The 16,596-nt window shown below is 54.9% G+C and carries 15 protein-coding genes; 11 read left to right on the top strand and 4 right to left on the bottom strand.

The features are described from left to right. The first annotated feature begins 83 nt into the window (after positions 1–83). From K1718_RS17700 to K1718_RS17690, 3 genes are all read left to right on the top strand, one after another. Positions 84–416 carry a winged helix-turn-helix transcriptional regulator gene (locus K1718_RS17700; protein ID WP_265681361.1) on the top strand — a complete coding sequence of 111 codons (333 nt, stop codon included), beginning with the start codon at positions 84–86 and terminating at the stop codon, positions 414–416. Between the two features lie 169 nt (positions 417–585). Then, positions 586–2,367 carry an aspartate--tRNA ligase gene (gene aspS, locus K1718_RS17695; protein WP_152502210.1) on the top strand — a complete coding sequence of 594 codons (1,782 nt, stop codon included), beginning with the start codon at positions 586–588 and terminating at the stop codon, positions 2,365–2,367. A gap of 127 nt (positions 2,368–2,494) precedes the next feature. Next, complete coding sequence (locus tag K1718_RS17690) at positions 2,495–4,282, top strand: ABC transporter ATP-binding protein (RefSeq protein ID WP_152502209.1); 1,788 nt, start codon at positions 2,495–2,497, stop codon at positions 4,280–4,282. 69 nt (positions 4,283–4,351) lie between these two features. Here the strand turns inward: K1718_RS17690 and K1718_RS17685 are convergent, their stop codons facing one another. Together K1718_RS17685 and K1718_RS17680 are read right to left on the bottom strand one after the other, a co-directional pair. Beyond that, positions 4,352–5,524, bottom strand: coding sequence for a hypothetical protein (locus K1718_RS17685; RefSeq protein WP_152502208.1), 1,173 nt, complete (start codon positions 5,522–5,524; stop codon positions 4,352–4,354). Positions 5,525–5,641: 117 nt separating this feature from the next. After that, on the bottom strand, positions 5,642–6,541 hold the full coding sequence (locus K1718_RS17680) for a sugar kinase (RefSeq protein WP_152502207.1): 900 nt from the start codon (positions 6,539–6,541) through the stop codon (positions 5,642–5,644). Between the two features lie 75 nt (positions 6,542–6,616). On the opposite strand from K1718_RS17680, the gene K1718_RS17675 reads away from it, so the two are divergent. The 5 genes from K1718_RS17675 to K1718_RS17655 all read left to right on the top strand — a co-directional run bounded on the left by K1718_RS17675 (position 6,617) and on the right by K1718_RS17655 (position 13,313). Next, the gene (locus K1718_RS17675; RefSeq protein ID WP_265681362.1) at positions 6,617–7,687 is read left to right on the top strand and encodes a hypothetical protein; all 1,071 of its coding nucleotides are present in this window, start codon (positions 6,617–6,619) and stop codon (positions 7,685–7,687) included. Then, the gene (locus K1718_RS17670; RefSeq protein ID WP_265681363.1) at positions 7,648–8,340 is read left to right on the top strand and encodes an EAL domain-containing protein; all 693 of its coding nucleotides are present in this window, start codon (positions 7,648–7,650) and stop codon (positions 8,338–8,340) included. The genes K1718_RS17675 and K1718_RS17670 overlap by 40 nt, the downstream gene beginning before the upstream one ends. Before the next feature lie 150 nt (positions 8,341–8,490). Beyond that, entirely contained in the window at positions 8,491–9,048 is a 558-nt protein-coding gene (locus K1718_RS17665) for a TetR/AcrR family transcriptional regulator (protein WP_152504330.1), read from the top strand. A gap of 19 nt (positions 9,049–9,067) precedes the next feature. Next, complete coding sequence (locus K1718_RS17660) at positions 9,068–10,162, top strand: efflux RND transporter periplasmic adaptor subunit (protein WP_152502206.1); 1,095 nt, start codon at positions 9,068–9,070, stop codon at positions 10,160–10,162. 31 nt (positions 10,163–10,193) lie between these two features. Continuing rightward, positions 10,194–13,313 (top strand): efflux RND transporter permease subunit, encoded by a 3,120-nt coding sequence (locus K1718_RS17655; RefSeq protein WP_265681365.1) that lies wholly within the window; start codon positions 10,194–10,196, stop codon positions 13,311–13,313. A 289-nt stretch (positions 13,314–13,602) separates the two neighbouring features. On the opposite strand, the gene K1718_RS17650 is transcribed toward K1718_RS17655, so the two are convergent. Together K1718_RS17650 and K1718_RS17645 are read right to left on the bottom strand one after the other, a co-directional pair. After that, the gene (locus K1718_RS17650) at positions 13,603–13,803 is read right to left on the bottom strand and encodes a hypothetical protein (RefSeq protein ID WP_152502204.1); all 201 of its coding nucleotides are present in this window, start codon (positions 13,801–13,803) and stop codon (positions 13,603–13,605) included. Between the two features lie 37 nt (positions 13,804–13,840). Continuing rightward, on the bottom strand, positions 13,841–14,026 hold the full coding sequence (locus K1718_RS17645) for a YdcH family protein (protein WP_152502203.1): 186 nt from the start codon (positions 14,024–14,026) through the stop codon (positions 13,841–13,843). A 123-nt stretch (positions 14,027–14,149) separates the two neighbouring features. Here K1718_RS17645 and K1718_RS17640 point away from each other — a divergent pair, with 123 nt between their 5' ends. The 3 genes from K1718_RS17640 to K1718_RS17630 all read left to right on the top strand — a co-directional run bounded on the left by K1718_RS17640 (position 14,150) and on the right by K1718_RS17630 (position 16,576). Continuing rightward, positions 14,150–15,085 carry a LysR substrate-binding domain-containing protein gene (locus K1718_RS17640; RefSeq protein ID WP_152502202.1) on the top strand — a complete coding sequence of 312 codons (936 nt, stop codon included), beginning with the start codon at positions 14,150–14,152 and terminating at the stop codon, positions 15,083–15,085. A gap of 70 nt (positions 15,086–15,155) precedes the next feature. Further along, positions 15,156–15,476 carry an antibiotic biosynthesis monooxygenase family protein gene (locus K1718_RS17635; RefSeq protein WP_152502201.1) on the top strand — a complete coding sequence of 107 codons (321 nt, stop codon included), beginning with the start codon at positions 15,156–15,158 and terminating at the stop codon, positions 15,474–15,476. 311 nt (positions 15,477–15,787) lie between these two features. Further along, the gene (locus tag K1718_RS17630; RefSeq protein WP_265681366.1) at positions 15,788–16,576 is read left to right on the top strand and encodes a GNAT family N-acetyltransferase; all 789 of its coding nucleotides are present in this window, start codon (positions 15,788–15,790) and stop codon (positions 16,574–16,576) included. Positions 16,577–16,596: the final 20 nt, after the last annotated feature.

Below are 16,596 nucleotides of genomic sequence, written 5' to 3'. Positions count from 1 at the left end.
AAGAGGTAGAAAACACATGATTTTCTGACAAGTACGCAATATTTTGGTATATACATACAAAAAAGTAACTATTGGGATTTGTTATGGGAACGCTGATCGATCCAATGTTCTGCCCAACCGAAACCGGTCTTGGTGTAATCGGTGGAAAGTGGAAAGGCATGATTCTCTGGTGTATTTGCCGGAAAACAATGCGTTTCAATGAGTTACACAGGATGATTCCATCAATCTCACAGCGCATGCTGACCAAACAGCTGAGGGAACTCGAAGAGAGCGGTATTATCGAGCGAGAGGTTTACGCCCAAGTCCCGCCCAAGGTGGAATACAGTCTGAGTTCACACGGACAAAAGCTGAAACCAATTCTGGACCAGTTGGAAGACTGGTCCCGTGAATACCTGGAGCAGCGTCAGCAAGACTGAAGAGACGGGAATGGACCGGGGAGGGAGGGAAACGATCAGGAACTCCCGGGGCGCATGGCGGCGTCTCCCTTGACTTTCGCCTCGCAACATGGCTTGTGCAGCCCGACACGGCCTGCCTCCGGCGGGCCGTAATGATTTTCCATGCCAAGAATAATGTCGAGGAACAAGAATGCACCCCTACCGTAGTCACACGTGCGGTGATCTCCGTCTGACCGACGAAGGCCAGACCATCCGTCTTTCCGGCTGGGTTCACCGGGTCCGAGATCATGGCGGGGTGCTGTTCATCGATTTGCGCGATCATTACGGCGTGACACAATGTGTTGTCGATCCCGATTCGGATGCCTTCGGGCTCGCCGAGACGGTGCGCTCTGAATGGTGCATACGCATCGACGGGAATGTGAAAAAGCGGACGGACGAAACCATTAATCCTGATCTGCCGACAGGTGAAATTGAAGTCTTTATCCGCGAAATGGAAGTGCTTGGTTCTGCCAAGGAGCTGCCGCTGCCTGTCTTTGGTGAGCTGGACTACCCGGAAGAAGTTCGCCTGAAGTACCGGTTCCTCGACTTGCGCCGCGAAAAGCTGCACGACAACATGATCCTGCGGTCAAACGTCGTCCGCGATCTGCGGGATCGCATGTGGGACATCGGCTTCAACGAATTTCAGACACCGATCATCACTGCGTCTTCACCGGAAGGTGCGCGAGACTTCCTGGTGCCGTCGCGTCTGCATCCTGGAAAGTTCTATGCACTCCCGCAAGCTCCTCAGCAGTTCAAGCAGCTGCTGATGGTTTCCGGCTTTGACAAGTATTTTCAGATCGCCCCGTGTTTCCGCGACGAGGATCCGCGCGCTGACCGCTCGCCCACAGACTTTTATCAGCTCGACATGGAAATGTCCTTCGTCACCCAGCAGGAAGTCTTCGACACGATCGAACCGGTGATTGCAGGGTGCTTCGAGCGTTTTGGAAAAGGACGTCCGGTCAACCGCAGTTGGCCGCAGATCTCCTATAAGGATTCCGCGCTCTGGTACGGCACCGACAAGCCGGATCTGAGAAACCCGATCAAGATGCAGATCGTTTCGGAACATTTTGCCGGATCGGGCTTTGCAATCTTTGCAAATCTCCTGGAGCAGCCTGGTACCGAAATTCGCGCTATTCCGGCACCGAAAGGCGGCAGCCGCAAGTTCTGTGACCGCATGAACAAGTTCGCACAGGGCGAAGGTCTTCCAGGCATGGGATATATCTTCTGGCGCAAGGCAGAAGACGGTTCCACGGAGGCTGCCGGCCCGCTTGCCAAGAACATTGGTCCGGAACGCACGGAAGCCATTCGTGTTCAGCTCGGTCTTGAGGTCGGTGATGCCGCCTTCTTCCTGGGTGGAAAACCGAAGCAGTTCACGGCCGTTGCCGCAAAAGCGCGCGTGATCATTGGCGAGGAACTCGGTCATACCGACAAGGAGCGGTTTGAGTTTGCCTGGATTGTCGACTTCCCGATCTATGAACGGGACGAGGAAACCGGCGAGATCGACTTTGAGCACAACCCATTCTCAATGCCTCAAGGTGGCATGGAAGCGCTGGAAGGTGACCCGCTGGAAGTTCTTGGCTGGCAATACGATCTGTCTTGCAACGGACATGAACTTGTTTCCGGTGCTATCCGGAACCACAAGCCGGAAATCATGTACAAGGCTTTTGAGATTGCCGGGTATCCTGCAGAGGAAGTCAACAATCGCTTCGGCGGTATGGTCAATGCCTTCCAATATGGAGCGCCGCCGCACGGTGGTTGCGCTGCCGGCATAGATCGTATCGTGATGCTGCTGGCAGACGAGGCCAATATTCGTGAAGTCATGCTCTTCCCGATGAACCAGAAAGCCGAAGATCTGATGATGGGTGCTCCGAGCGATGTAACTTCAGCCCAGCTTCGGGACTTGCATTTGCGCCTGAATCTGCCCGAAGCTTAAGTAAAAGGGCCACTTGCGGGCGACCGCACTTTAAGAGTACCCCTCTAGCACTGTGAGGGACGTCGAGGCCGGCTGGGCCGGCCTCGCTTCATTCGGGGCGAAAGCCCACTTGAAAAGGCAAGGCGGCGTGCGAAACCCGTTTAAATCGAAGACCTGGACGGACCCGAATGGCACGGTTCAGCTGATCAAGCGTTTGTTCAGCGAGAATTTCAGAACTTACATTCCCAAATACATGCTTGCGTTCGTATTCATGGCCATGATTGCGGCGACAACCGCGGCAAGCGCCTGGATCATGCGCGATGTCGTCAACGAGGTCTTCGTCAACAAAGACGCAGGTATGGTCTATGTCATCGCCTTGGCTGTCTTGTTGATTTTCACGCTCAAAGGCGCATCGACATTTGGCCAGATGGTTGTGCTGGCACGCGTGGGAAATTCTATTGTCGCAGACCTGCAAAGACGGATGTTTGACCACCTCGTGCGACAGGATCAGACCTATTTCGACAAGATGTCTCTTGCGGAAATTGGTGTACGGGTCGCACAGGGAGTTGGGGCAGCAAGAACTACCCTTGACCTGATAATCGTCACGATTGGCCGTGATGTCCTGACTTTGATCGGCCTTGTATTCGTGATGGTCGTGCAGAACCCGCTGCTGAGTGTCTTTGCCCTGATCATCATGCCGCCCGCCGTCGTCGGCGTCGCTGTCCTGGTGCGCCGGGTCAAGCTCTATGTGAAGCGCCAGGTTGTCTCGAGCGCAAAGATCCAGGCGACACTTCAGGAAACGGTGCTTGGTGTGCGCATCGTCAAGGCCTTTGGCATGGAACCGGCGATGCGAAAGCGCATGGAAGTCGGTGTTCTGGAAGTTCAAAGGCAATCGAACAAGATTGCTTCGCTGACGGCACGAACATCACCGCTCATGGACACGCTCGGTGGCTTCGCCATTGCTTTGGTGATTTTCTACGGCGGATATTCGGTGATTGAGCTCGACCAGGATCCGGGTGCGCTGTTTTCCTTCATTACGGCGCTGCTGCTTGCCTATGACCCGGCAAGGCGGCTTGCCAGATTGAACGTCAATCTTGGCAAGCAGATTGTTGGCCTGCGGCTCATGTATGAACTCGTTGACCGCGAGCCGGCAATGAAGGACACCGAAGCTTCTCGGGACCTTGAGGTGCGGGGCGGACGGATCGAACTCAAGGACGTTGTGTTCACCTATGGCGAAAGCGCGGCCTTGTCCGGAACGAGCTTCGTTGCTGAGCCAGGAAAAATGACCGCTCTTGTCGGCGCTTCTGGCGCTGGCAAATCCACTGTGTTTGCGTTGATTGAAAGGTTTTACGACCCTGCGTCAGGCGCAATTCAGGTTGACGGCGAAGACATTCGATCGTTCAAGATCGCCTCCTTGCGCTCCCAGGTTGCCTATGTCGGACAGGATTCGTTTCTATTCAATATCAGCGTTCGAGAAAACATTGCCGTTGGTAAGCCCGGCGCAACTCAGGCAGAAATTGAAGAAGCAGCACGTTCGGCGAACGCACATGACTTCATCGCCCGTCTTCCGGAAGGCTATGAAACACGCTGCGGTGAGGCGGGCAGCAATCTGTCCGGCGGTCAGCGCCAGCGTATTGCGATTGCCAGGGCAATGCTGAGGGACGCTCCCATATTGCTGCTCGATGAAGCGACATCAGCGCTCGATGCTGAATCAGAGGCAAAGATACAGTCGGCTTTGGAAAAACTGATGCAGGGGCGCACCACACTTGTGATCGCCCATCGCCTCAGCACAGTGCGCCACGCATACAAGATCCACGTCATGGATCAGGGAAAAGTCATCGAAAGTGGCACGCACGATGAGCTCTATGAGCATGATGGTACCTACCGGCGTTTGTGCGAATTGCAGTTCCAGAGCCGCAATCAGGCCGCCGAATAGCGGGATTCCAGAATAAGAAATGCCCGGACAGATGCCCGGGCATTTTTTTGTTCAATCGGCTGATCCCGATCACTGGTTGGCAGTAATTCCAACTGAGAGGATCTGCGGGATCATCTGCGGCGCCAGCATGGCCGTTCCCATGATCTGGGAAACTGGTACGGGAGCGCCAGGCGCAGCGGTCACCTCAAGAGAACCAGGCGTATTCAAGAACTCCGTGACCGCTTCGGTAACCTGTGCTTCCAGTTCCTTGTTCTGAAGCATACCGAGCATGAGTGGCAGGGTACCGGTCAGTCCGGCAACGTATTGCGGGGTCTCGACACCAGCCTTCTGCGCTTCCTGCGTGAGAATGCGTCCGGTCAGGGAAGCATCGTCCAGACGGATCTTGGCATTTTCGATTGTGACATTCTGCAGAAGCGCCATTGCTTCTTCCGGCTTGTCAGATGTTTCATCAAGCTGATTGACGACATCTCGCGTGACACCGCCCAGAGACAGGGAAAGCGTGAGGCTTGCCGCATCCTTGGCGTCGATCTTGAGTTCGGGGATCATGAGCGTTGCTGCGTCCGGATCCCACTTACCTTGGCCGGAGATATCCATGGAAAGTGTTTCATAGCCAAGGTCAGCCAGTGCCTTGGTTTCTTTGGCCTCCAGCTGTTTGACGTCGATTGTCGCTCCCGTGACCGCAAAGCTGCCGCTGGTTGGAAGGTCACCATCCATTCCGTCAATGGAAGAAGCGATTTTGGCAATGTCTGCGACCTTGCCGTCTTCATCGCGTATCTCAATAGCGTTGGCTTCGAAGGTCTTGTAGCCAGGGCCAACAGGTGGTGTGCCGGCTTTGACTTCATCAGGAGATGGCAGAAGAAGGTCAGTGACAGTCAGTGAGCTCAGGGACATGCCACCGTCATCAGCTGTAAGCTCCAGCTTTTCAAGATCGAGACCTGATAGCTTCAGCCGTCCGTCTCCTTGTACGCTGCCACCGGCAAGCGTTGTTGCGCCGATAGTCGCCTTTGCGTTTTCATCGGCATCGTTGGAAACGACAATGTCTTTGATCACGACCGTATCGCCAGAAACGTCAACGGAACCGTAGCTTTCAACGGTTCCTTCTTCTGAATCAATCAGTGTCAGAAAGGCGTCGGCAACGTCGTTGCCGGTTGGGTCGAATGCGAGTGCAGGCGAGGCCTGCAGGGCAATAAGGCTAACTGCTGTCGATAGACCGACAACCAAACGGTTTGAACGCGAAAACATCTTTTTATACTCCACCAAACTAGGGCGGCCACACTCTGCTCCAAGTTCTGTCTTGAAACAAGGCGTAAGCAGATCTGACAATGCTTCGCCTATGCTCTTACACAGGCTTGTTTGCCGTCACGCGGCAACCTTTTCCTGAAAGGTTCCGTTGGCGCGTTCGATATCCTCAAGTGTTGGCAAACTGGCTTCATTTCCAAGATGCTGGATGGCGTGGGTTGATGCGCCGCGTGCGAACTTGAAATGCTGGTCCCAGCTGTTTTCCGGCCAACGCAGATATGAGGCGATATAGGCACCGTGGAAGACATCGCCGGCGCCGTTGGAATCGACCACCTTTTCCAAAGGCACCGCCAAGGCAGGCAGGATCTTGTCAGGGCCACCAGCTTCATACCAGACCGTCCCATGTTCACCGAGCGTGACAGCACCGACAGGACAGTTCTTGGACCTCAGGTATTGCAGGGTTTCTCCAGTTGTCTTTCCGAGCTGTTGGCAGAAACGCTCTGAAACGACCGGCACATCTATGTGCTCAAGAAGCTCGTCTGTGTTTTCTCGAACGGCGCCCCCGTCAAGAGACGTCAATATGCCGAGACCCTTGCAGGTCTTGGCGTAGTGCAAGGCGGCATCCGGCATATGGCCGTCCAGATGAAGAGCCTTCATCCCTGTGAGCGTCAGCGGTGGGAAGGGGTGCAGAAATTCATTGTCGCGACAGCGCACAATCGCGCGTTTTCCGCCGTGAGGCATGATGAAGGACAGGGAAGACTCACGCACCTTCCGGCCATGAATGGAGATGCCATAAGCTGCTGCCATATCCAGAAACATCCTTGCCAGCCAATCGTCCGCCTGCGAGCACAGGACATCCGGTTTTCCGCCCAGCTTCGCGCAACAAAAAGCTGCCGTCACCGCATTGCCGCCAAAACTGATGGCATAGTCCTCTGCGATTGCCTTTTCGTCGCCGGTTGGCAGACAGTCGGTCAGAAAAGTGACGTCGATATAGGCCTGTCCAATAAACAACGCCTGCATGCAAACCTCCATTCATCAGGTTCCGCGTTCAAACCGCACCTAAACACAACAGCCTGGCGGACAGCTTTGATCTGGATGAAATTCCATCACATTCAGTCCTTGTTTACCCAGATCAGCGATTGTCAGAAAGAGTTTATTCGCGAACAGGTTCCAGCGTTGTCCTTCCGGTATATGGGTTTTGCTAAGACGGTGATGATCGCCCTCGCGTTGGCGACCGCTCCGCTGTTTGCAGGCAACATCATACTGGACCAATACGCCGAACGTCGTGCCATCACCGAAATGGAGGCGATGGGCAAAGCTTCGATCCAGCGCGCCGAAGAAGTCATCAGTGCCACGGTCGCCGTGCTGCAGAGACTGGACCGGGACAAGATTGAAACCTGCAGTGCTGAAGATCGCGTCATCTTTGAAAAGCAGATTGTCGAGCACGGCATGATCGATGCCATCGGTCTGGTGGATGCCATCGGTCAACGCATGTGTATCATTCCGGACCGGGATCTGGCAGGCAAAGTCGTGCTCCCGCCGCTGCGCGTTGATGGTCCGCTGGTTGGCATTGGCATGCTTGACCGTGCCTATCTCGGTGCGCGTGCCGCCGTGATCAGCTGGGATTTGAAAAATCAGACACGACTGTTTGCCGAAGTTACGCCGGCCGTTATCGCTCTGGATCCGGGACCTGAATACCTGCGGTCCTATCGCCGCACGGAACTGCGCCTGGGCGATAATCTGCTCTGGTATGATGTTGGCGGTTATAATTCCGAGGCAACGACGCCTGAAGAACAGCTCAACGTTGAAGTTGCCTCCGAGCTGTATCCTCTCGTTGCAACCGTGACCGCGCCTGTGTCAGCTGCGGCATTTGTGGTTCAGGATCTGAAGGTCGTGGCAGCGGCGGCCTGCGCAGGCATCGCGGTTCTTTTCGTTGCAATCGGTGTCTGGCTGTCCTGGCGTCCCGAGAGCGAAGCCAATGACGAGTTTGTTGCGGCAATTCGCAACGGTGAGTTCATTCCGTATTATCAGCCGGTCATGGATATCGAGAGCGGGCGTCTGCGTGGCTGTGAGATCCTGATGCGTGGCGCCGTCCAAACGGCAATATTGTCTCGCCGGGACAGTTCATGGCCTATGCTGAGAACAACGGACATATCTTCGACATGACGCGTCAGATGATGCGTATCTCTTCAGAGGAAGTTGGCGACCTTTACGGCGAGAACCCGGATCTGAAGATGTCGGTCAACCTGTTTGCAGGCCACTTCCTTGACCGTGAAATCATTTCAGATATCCGGTCTATCTTTGAAAACTCCAAGATTTCCTATCAGCAGATTGTCGTTGAAGTGACCGAGCGCCACCCGCTTGAGGACATGGAATTGGCTCGCAAGATCATGGCCGAACTTCAGGCTCTTGGTGTGCGCGTGGCGCTGGACGACGTTGGAACGGGTCATGGCGGCATGGCCTATCTGCAAAAACTCGGCGTCGATATCATCAAGATCGACAAGATGTTCATCGACACAATCGGCTCGGACGACAATTCAACGACGATTGTCGATTCCATGGTCGAGCTGGCCGACAATCTCGGCATGGGCATCATTGCGGAAGGCGTTGAGAAGGAGGAACAGATCGAACGCCTCCTCGAACTTGGTGTCACCGCGGCGCAGGGCTATTTCTTCGCGAAGCCCATGTCTGCCGAAGACTTTATTGCCTTCGCAGAAAAGACCGAGGAAGAAGCCCGCGAGCGTGCACGCCTGGCCGCTGAAGCAGCTGCGGCAGAGCAAGCTGCATCAGAAGCGGCGATGACAGCATCTGCTGCCTAAAATTTCCCCAATGGAAATTACTGTTGGTTCCCCAAACGTTTAGGCGTTGAGGTTCGGGTTTCGCCTGAGCGTGATGAATTGAAGCCTCTTGTCTGTACCGACTGGACGGTTTATATGCCCCGTTCAACTGTACTGACTGGACGGTATAAAATGGCGGCGCGCGCGTTACGGCAAGCACAGGACTCCAAGTCCGAAATTCTGCAGGCAGCACTTGATCTCATTCGGCAGTCTGGCGCTGCCAGCCTGACGATTGACGCTGTCGCAGAAAGGAGCGGTTTCTCAAAGGGGGGAGTGCTCTACAATTTTCCGACCAAGGACGCCTTGATCATTGGGATGGTCGAGTTTCTGGCGGGCCAATTCGAGACAGAAGTCAGCACTGCACGGACATCGCACGAAAGCTCGAAAGCACCGACCTTGCATGCCATGATCGACGTGACCGAAGGCTGGCTGCTGGCCAATCGCGACGTCGCGCGCGCCATGCTGGCAACCAAGGCCGACAGGCCGGAACTCGCCGAGCCTTTCATGGTCGTAAAAAAGCGCCTGAAAAATGCCATCACACAAGAAACGGACGAGCTTGCAAAAGCCTGGGCAATTTGGGCGAGCCTGGAGGGCCTTCACTTCTCAGAGGCTCACGGCGTGTCGATCCTGTCTGATGATGAACGGGCTGCGGTCCTTGCCGAGCTTCGCCGGCGTCTTGTTGAAACTTGAGATTTGGAACGGACAAAAAATGTTGGTGTTTGAAAAAACTACTCTCGTTCGTTGGGCAGGCGTTTTGGTGCTGGCGGCCATTGTTTCTGCTTGTCAGGACGATGCAATGGACCCGGTCGCACAGGCCGAAGCGGAACTTCATGCAGCGCCCAGACCTGCAAAGATCTTCACGGTCACCGATCAGATAGGTTTGCTTGAGCGCCGATTTGCCGGTCGGGTTGCGGCAGTCCAAACGGTCGATTTGTCCTTCCAGGTTCGTGGCAAACTGCTCGAATTGCCGGTGCTTGAAAGTCAGCAGGTCAAGAAAGGGGATCTGATCGCCAGACTGGACACCGCCGACTACGACAGAGCCGTCCGTGAAGCGACTATCAATACCGAACAGGAAAAACGTGAGCTGGACCGTCTGAAGACGCTTCTGGATCGATCAGTCATTTCGCAATCAGCATTGGATGAACAGCAAAACACCTATGATCTGGCCGTCGAGCGTTTGAAAGAGGCAAAACAAAACCTCGAATACACTTCACTTGAAGCACCATTTGACGGGGTCGTCTCAGTCCGGCTGGTTGACAACTTCACAACCGTCAATGTCGGCACTCCAGTCGTGCGTATGCATGACGTTTCTGAGGTTCAGGTCGATATCAATGTTGCAGAAGCGCTCTTCGGACGGGTGACAGAATCTGAAGTCGCATCCATCGAGGCGAAGTTTCCAGCATACAGCGAGAAAGTCTTCCCGCTGAACTACCGTGAACATTCCAGCCAAGTTGACGAAGTCGCCCAGACCTACCGAATTACGCTTGCGATGCCGAGGGAAGGGGCTGAACAGCTTTTCCCGGGCATGACGGCGTCGGTCATCGTGAAGTTTCTGCCACAGGGCCTGGAACTGGGCGAACAGTTCCTGGTGCCGACCGGTGCTGTTGCCGTGGACGGTGATGGAAAATCCTTTGTCTGGAAATTCGATGACGGCACCGAAGCAGTGTCGAAACAGGTGATCGAAGTGGGGACCGTCATGGGCGACTTCATACCAGTCAGCCAAGGTCTCGCGGCCGGAGACGAAATTGTGTCCGCGGGCGTTGCCTATTTGAGTGACGGACAGGTCGTGCGCCGGTTGCGCTGATCCGAACGGGTTCAGGAAGAGGATCAGACACGTGGATATCGCACGCTATTCCATACAAAAACCGGTCAACACCTGGATGATCGTCATCATGGCGTTTCTGGGCGGACTGTGGGGCCTTTCCACCGTCGGCAGGCTGGAAGATCCGGCCTTTACGATCAAGGAAGCACAGGTGATCACCGGATATCCCGGGGCAACCGCGGCTGAAGTTGAAAACGAGGTCACGGAAGTTCTGGAAACGGCGATCCAGCAGATGCCTCAGCTGGATCTGATTACGTCGGTCTCCGAGCCGGGCCTGTCTCGCATCGGCGTTGAAATCAAACCAACCTACGATGGCAGCGAGTTGCCCCAGGTCTGGGATGAATTGAGACGCAAGGTCTCTGACGAAGTGCGAAACCTGCCGGCAGGGGCAGGAGCGCCGCTTGTCTATGACGATTTTGGAGACGTTTACGGACTTTTCTATGCCTTCACTGCGGACGGTTATACCAATCGCGATATTCGCGACACGGTGAAACGCATCCGGCGGGAGCTTTTGACGGTGCCCGGTGTCGGCAAGGTTGAGGTCGCAGGAGAGCCTGAAGATGTCATTTATCTGAACGTCGATCAGGACAAGATGGCCGGTCTGGGCATATCCATGACCGACATCATTGGTGTTCTGGACGCGGAAAACCGAATTCAGACCAACGGATCCGGCGTATCGGGTCAAAAACGCATCCGATTGATGACGGCATCCGCATTCGACGACTTCAGAGGCATTCAGGATCTGGTGATAGGCAGGCCGGGTTCGACGGCCATGATCCGCCTGTCCGACATTGCGACTTTGGAACTGGGAGACCCAGAACGGCCTGACCGCCTGATACGGCATGACGGTCATGAGGCGGTGACAATCGGCGTTTCGCAGGTTGACGGCACCAACATTGTTGAAGTCGGCACGGGCGTCATTGAGAAATTGGCGCAAATCGAAACGCAATTGCCTGTCGGTATGCAAATCCACCCGATCTACGAGCAGAATGTGGTCGTCGATGAATCCGTCAACGGCTTCATTTTGAACCTTGCCGCCTCGGTCGTGATCGTGATTGGCGTCTTGGCTCTGTTCATGGGCTGGCGGGCAGCCCTCGTGGTCGGGACGGTACTGCTGCTTACGGTCATGGCGACTGTTCTGTTCATGCGCATATTCGCCATCGAAATGGAGCGCATTTCTCTGGGCGCATTGATCATCGCGATGGGCATGCTGGTTGACAATGCCATCGTTGTCGCCGAAGGCATGATGATCAACATGCAGCGCGGTCAAAAAGCGATTGATGCTGCCAGCAAGGTTGTCCGGCAAACCATGTGGCCGCTGCTTGGCGCGACCGTGATCGGCATCATGGCGTTTTCAGGCATCGGGCTGTCGCCGGACGCAACTGGTGAGTTCCTGTTCTCGCTGTTTGCAGTAATCGGCATATCCTTGATCCTCTCCTGGGTGTTCGCGATTACCGTCACGCCGCTCTTTGGCAAGTACTTCTTCCGCACAGCAAGCGGAAATCTGGATGATCATGATCCCTATAAAGGGCTGATCTATACGATCTATCGCCGTTTTCTCATTGGAACGCTGCATGTCCGATTGTTGACTGTCGCCGCACTCTTGGGAATCACTGTGGCGTGTGTCATGGCCTTTGGAAATGTGAAGCAGGCCTTCTTCCCGGACAGCAACACGCCTATCTTCTATGTCCATTATTGGGCTCCGCAAGGCACCGATATCCGCGCAACGGAAGCAGATCTGACCGAGATGGAAAAGGTTGTTCTGGCAGACAAGCGGGTCGAAGCCGTTACGAGTTTCGCCGGCGGCGGCGCCACACGGTTCATGCTCACCTATGCTCCGGAGGATGCAAATCCGGCTTATGGACACATGATTGTCCGTACCACGGATCGGGAGGCCATCGATGAGCTGGCACTGGACCTTCGGCGACAGTTTGCCGAAAGTTTTCCGGCAGCCCAGGTTATCACCAAAAGGCTCGTATTCGGGCCTGGGGGAGGTGCGAAAATCGAGGCACGGTTTACCGGTCCCGATGCAAACGTGCTCAAGCGTCTTGGTGATGAAGCGCAGTCCATTTTCAATCTGCCGGACAACGGCCTGGCTGACGTCAACACGGATTGGCGCCAGCGGGAACTCGTGGTCAGGCCGATCTTTGACGAAGACCGTGCTCGGATTTCCGGTGCCACCCGTGAAGAGCTTTCGCTGTCTCTGCAGTTTGCAACAGAGGGGGTTCGGGTCGGTGCTTATCGCGACGTTGATGAATCAATTCCGATCGTCGCGCGAAAGGCCGGCCCTGATGGTATTTCGGTCAACGAAAGCGTTTCGGATTCGCTGATCTGGAGCAGCAGTCAACGCCGGTACATTCCCATTGATCAGGTGGTTCAGGAGTTCCTTATGGAACCTCAGGACACGGTGATCCACCGCCGCGACAGAGTTCGCACGCTTACGGTCAAGGCGGAAACCACTGCCGGTGAGACGGCCTCGGCAGCACTGGCCCGGGTTCGACCCCAGATCGAGGCCATGGCCTTGCCTCCCGGCTACAGTCTGGAGTGGGGCGGCGAATATGAGAGCACCAACGATGCCCAGGCTTCATTGGGCGCTCAATTACCACTCGGCTTTCTGGTCATGCTGATCATCTCGATCCTTCTTTTCGGATCGGTCCGTCAGCCTCTGATCATCTGGTTGATGGTGCCCATGTCGATCAATGGCGTTGCCATTGCGCTGCTCGCAACCGATACGCCCTTCGGGTTCATGTCATTGCTGGGGTGTCTGTCCCTGTCGGGCATGCTGATCAAGAATGCAATTGTGTTGTTGGAAGAGATCGACCTGTTGATCCGCGAGGGCAAAGAGAAATATGCGGCAATAGTTGAAGCCAGCGTCTCACGTATGCGCCCGGTCATGCTGGCGGCGATCACGACCATCTTGGGAATGGCGCCGCTTCTGTCGGACGCTTTTTTCAGAGGCATGGCAGTGACGATCATGGGTGGGCTGGCATTTGCAACGGTCCTGACGCTGATCGCTGCTCCAGTTCTCTACGCGCTGTTCTTCCGTATAAAACCTTCGAAGGAAGGACAGCAAGGGTCTTTGCCTGACAAGGATACGGACCACGCAACGGTCGGTGCACAGCCCGCAGAATAGCGTGAACCACATCTTTTCTAAGGCGAAGAAGTTCGCCTTAGAATATATTTTTCAGTAGGTTGCGTTCGAAATCCGAATCAATTCCTCAACGGAAGTGAGCCGCGACCAATTTGTTGTTTTTGGAAAATTGGCATTTCAGGCGCGAGCCGATCATTGGTGATCGAACTACGCGGCTTCAGTGCGGGTGCCGCAAAGTCTTGCAAATAAAAACCCGCCCGCGAGGCCGGTGCGGGCGGGTTGGTCCAGCTATTGGGGCACTCTATCCGGACCGCGGAAGTCCGGGGGGGCTTTAGGTGCGTGAGGCCATCTCGCGCTGGACTTCAGACCGTGCGGTCTTGATGTTGTCGAGCACCTGGGGGCATGAGGTGCCCGACGCCTGCTTTTCCGATAGGAAGGACGTCATCCGAGCGTTGAGGTCCTGCAACCGGCTCTGTCTGGAGAGAGGCGGTTGCGTTGCAGGTAAAGTCATGAACGGCCAGAACGGGTTCATCGTCGTATTTCCTTGAACGTGATGCGGTTTTTACAAACTAGTAAACGAGACGGTTTGCGTTGAGAGCGCCCTCGATGCGGCTAATCTCGTCGCGCAGACGGAGCTTGAATTTCTTCAATGATCGAATGTGCTGGGTATCCGGGTAGGGATGCAACTCTTCGCGGCGGATCAGGGAATCAAGAGTGTTGTGTTGGCTGCGCAAGGATTTCAACCGGTTGTACATCGCCTATCTCCACTTCGCTTCGATTGCTTCGTTGACAACAATGATATGGTGACAGGGCGGAATAGAAGAAATACATTGTTTGTATTATATTGATAGAAATAATCTATAACATGCGAGGATCGGATGAGCTTCCGCCCATCACCGCGTCAACTGGAGTATTTCATCGCGCTGGCTGAGACGATGCATTTCGGCAAGGCTGCGGAGAAATGCAATGTCTCTCAGCCCACTTTGTCGTCACAATTCAAGCTCTTGGAGGATCAACTGGGGGCAATACTGCTTGAGCGGGGAGGCGGCGATATCAGCCTTACGGCTGCTGGCGAGAACCTCCTGCCACTTGCCCGTCAGGCCTTGGAAAACCTAGACGAAATTGTGACGGCGGCGCAGGCCGGCCAATCCAATCTTGGCGGATTGATCCGATTGGGTGTGTCACCGACCTTCGGTCCGTACTTCATGCCGCACTTCCTGCCGATTCTAAAACGAAATTACCCGGGGCTTGAACTCTATATTCGCGAGGACAGGCCCAACCTTTTGGAGGAGGGGATCGCCTCCGGTGCACTGGATTGCGTCATCACACCGGACATTTCGCCCAGCAACCAGCTGGTGGAACGGGTTCTTTGTCACGAAGACGTTTCGTTGGCGGTTCCAAAGTCACACCCATTGGCTGGGCTTGATGTTGTTCCGACAGCAATGCTCCGCGACGAAAAGCTGTTGTCTCTCAGTCAGGGATTTCGTCTCCACGACGATGTTCAGGCGCTGGCGCGTGCAGCAGGCGCGGATTTCCGACAAGAGTACGAGGGAACGAGCCTCGATGCCCTGAGGCAAATGACATCCATGGGTATGGGCCTGGCTCTGTTTCCGGCGGCCTACATTGCTTCGGAGTTCGGCAAGGAACCGGATCTGCTCCTGAAGAAAGTCGAGGATCTTCCGATGCTCAGGCACATGTATCTTGTCTGGAGGCGCGGAAGTTCGAGAACAGCTCATTTCGAAACGCTTCTGGAGCTTGCGCTCATGGCGGTTGAGGCAATGAACGTGAAAGGGGTGGAGGTGCCTGGCAAATAACGTTCTCCTTGTTGCCGGGCCATGCAAAACATGCCAGCCTTTTCAGCGACGCGAATACGGGAGAAAAACGATGCCAGAGATTTCTAGTGGCAAAGACTGCCAGACCGTGATCACCACGTTTGAAATGACGCCCGGGACCTGTTTCGATCTTCTGGATGAGTTGAAGGAAGCCTACGAGAATTTCATTCGTCACCAACCGGGTTTCATTGGCGCCGGTCTTCATGTCAATGATGCTCAAACACGCATTGCCAATTACTCCCAGTGGCGCAAACGCGAGGACTTTCTCGCCATGTTACGCACGCAGGAAATGCGGGAGCGTAACCGCAGAATAAGCGCACTTTGCAAGAGCTTTGAGCCGGTCATGTATGACGTTGCAGAAAGCTTCGACTAGCTCAAATCGCCGTTTAAAATGCGACCTGCTTGACCGGGAAAAACTTTAATCAATCAGAGCATGAAGCGCTGCGATTGGATTCGAGGAGCAATTCCAGCAGTCGAAGCGTGTTTTGGTGACCAGGATGTATGGGCTCTATGCGCCCAACTTGGAGGGCCAGAAAGGGCCGGATTACGCACAATATTGCCACCTGGTCGAAACCGGGCTCCGTAGTCAGGGACCGCTGAAAAAGGTACCAGTTCCACAAAATGTCATTTGAAATAGCAAACTGCGCCGGAATTGAGCCCACGTTGCTTTGTGGAGCCATGAACATGGCGTTTTCCGATTATGTCGTCCCGCTGCATATGAGCATTGAGAAATTCACGGACTTTCAAAAACAGCGCGGGTTTTCATCCAGACACTCTTTTGTTGCGAGGACAGATGGTGAGATTGCAGCATTCTGGTATTCCGCTGCCCCAAACCCGGATTGGGGAGGGAGCGCTTATACGTTGTCCGTCGGAACACACCCGCAATATCGGCGGAGCGGCCTGTTTGGTCAGCTTCTGAAAGTGGTTTCCGGTCAGCTTGCAGCCGATGGTGCCACCGGAATGCAGCTTGAAGTGATCACAAGCAACGACAAAGCCGTCGCCGCCTACGAAAATGCGGGCTTTCAAGCAAGCAGAGGACTTCGCGTTTGCAAGCTGCCAAAAGATGGGCTTGAGAGATCATCTGCAGAATGGGGCTTGCAGCCAATAGAGATTGGTGAGCTTCCCTCGGATGAGACCGCTTATTTCGACTGGCAACCGACACCTCAAAACAGCAAGAATGCCCTGATTGCACTGGCCGGAAAGATCAACGCAATCGCCGCTCGCTCTGGTGGAGAGATCTTGGGATGGGTTGCTGTTTATCACGATGGTTCGGTCGCGCAGATTGCTGTCAGGAAAGATCACCGCAGAAAGGGCATTGGCAGCGCCTTGCTCGCCGCCGCTGCCGAAAGTGTGGACGGCGAACAATTGGTGTTCGTCAATGTAGACAAGTCAGACATGTCAACGAATGCGCTGTTGGATCGGTTCGAAGCTGAAGACATTCTGGAACAGCAGGAAATGCGCCTGACGTTCTGAAAGCCGGCTGAGTGCTTGCT

This window comes from Roseibium porphyridii, assembly GCF_026191725.2.
Classification (GTDB): Bacteria; Pseudomonadota; Alphaproteobacteria; order Rhizobiales; family Stappiaceae; genus Roseibium; species Roseibium porphyridii.
The sequence above is the reverse complement of the archived record's forward strand: the minus strand, read 5'-3'. Positions and strand labels throughout refer to the sequence as shown.

Bases quoted from the DNA above. Each gene is read 5' to 3' on its own strand.
- K1718_RS17700 (WP_265681361.1), top strand. From the start codon at position 84: ATGGGAACGCTGATCGATCCAATGTTCTGCCCAACCGAAACCGGTCTT.
- aspS (WP_152502210.1), top strand. From the start codon at position 586: ATGCACCCCTACCGTAGTCACACGTGCGGTGATCTCCGTCTGACCGAC.
- K1718_RS17685 (WP_152502208.1), bottom strand. From the start codon at position 5,524: ATGTTTTCGCGTTCAAACCGTTTGGTTGTCGGTCTATCGACAGCAGTT.
- K1718_RS17680 (WP_152502207.1), bottom strand. From the start codon at position 6,541: ATGCAGGCGTTGTTTATTGGACAGGCCTATATCGACGTCACTTTTCTG.
- K1718_RS17675 (WP_265681362.1), top strand. From the start codon at position 6,617: ATGAAATTCCATCACATTCAGTCCTTGTTTACCCAGATCAGCGATTGT.
- K1718_RS17670 (WP_265681363.1), top strand. From the start codon at position 7,648: ATGGCCTATGCTGAGAACAACGGACATATCTTCGACATGACGCGTCAG.
- K1718_RS17665 (WP_152504330.1), top strand. From the start codon at position 8,491: ATGGCGGCGCGCGCGTTACGGCAAGCACAGGACTCCAAGTCCGAAATT.
- K1718_RS17660 (WP_152502206.1), top strand. From the start codon at position 9,068: ATGTTGGTGTTTGAAAAAACTACTCTCGTTCGTTGGGCAGGCGTTTTG.
- K1718_RS17650 (WP_152502204.1), bottom strand. From the start codon at position 13,803: ATGAACCCGTTCTGGCCGTTCATGACTTTACCTGCAACGCAACCGCCT.
- K1718_RS17645 (WP_152502203.1), bottom strand. From the start codon at position 14,026: ATGTACAACCGGTTGAAATCCTTGCGCAGCCAACACAACACTCTTGAT.
- K1718_RS17640 (WP_152502202.1), top strand. From the start codon at position 14,150: ATGAGCTTCCGCCCATCACCGCGTCAACTGGAGTATTTCATCGCGCTG.
- K1718_RS17635 (WP_152502201.1), top strand. From the start codon at position 15,156: ATGCCAGAGATTTCTAGTGGCAAAGACTGCCAGACCGTGATCACCACG.
- K1718_RS17630 (WP_265681366.1), top strand. From the start codon at position 15,788: ATGGCGTTTTCCGATTATGTCGTCCCGCTGCATATGAGCATTGAGAAA.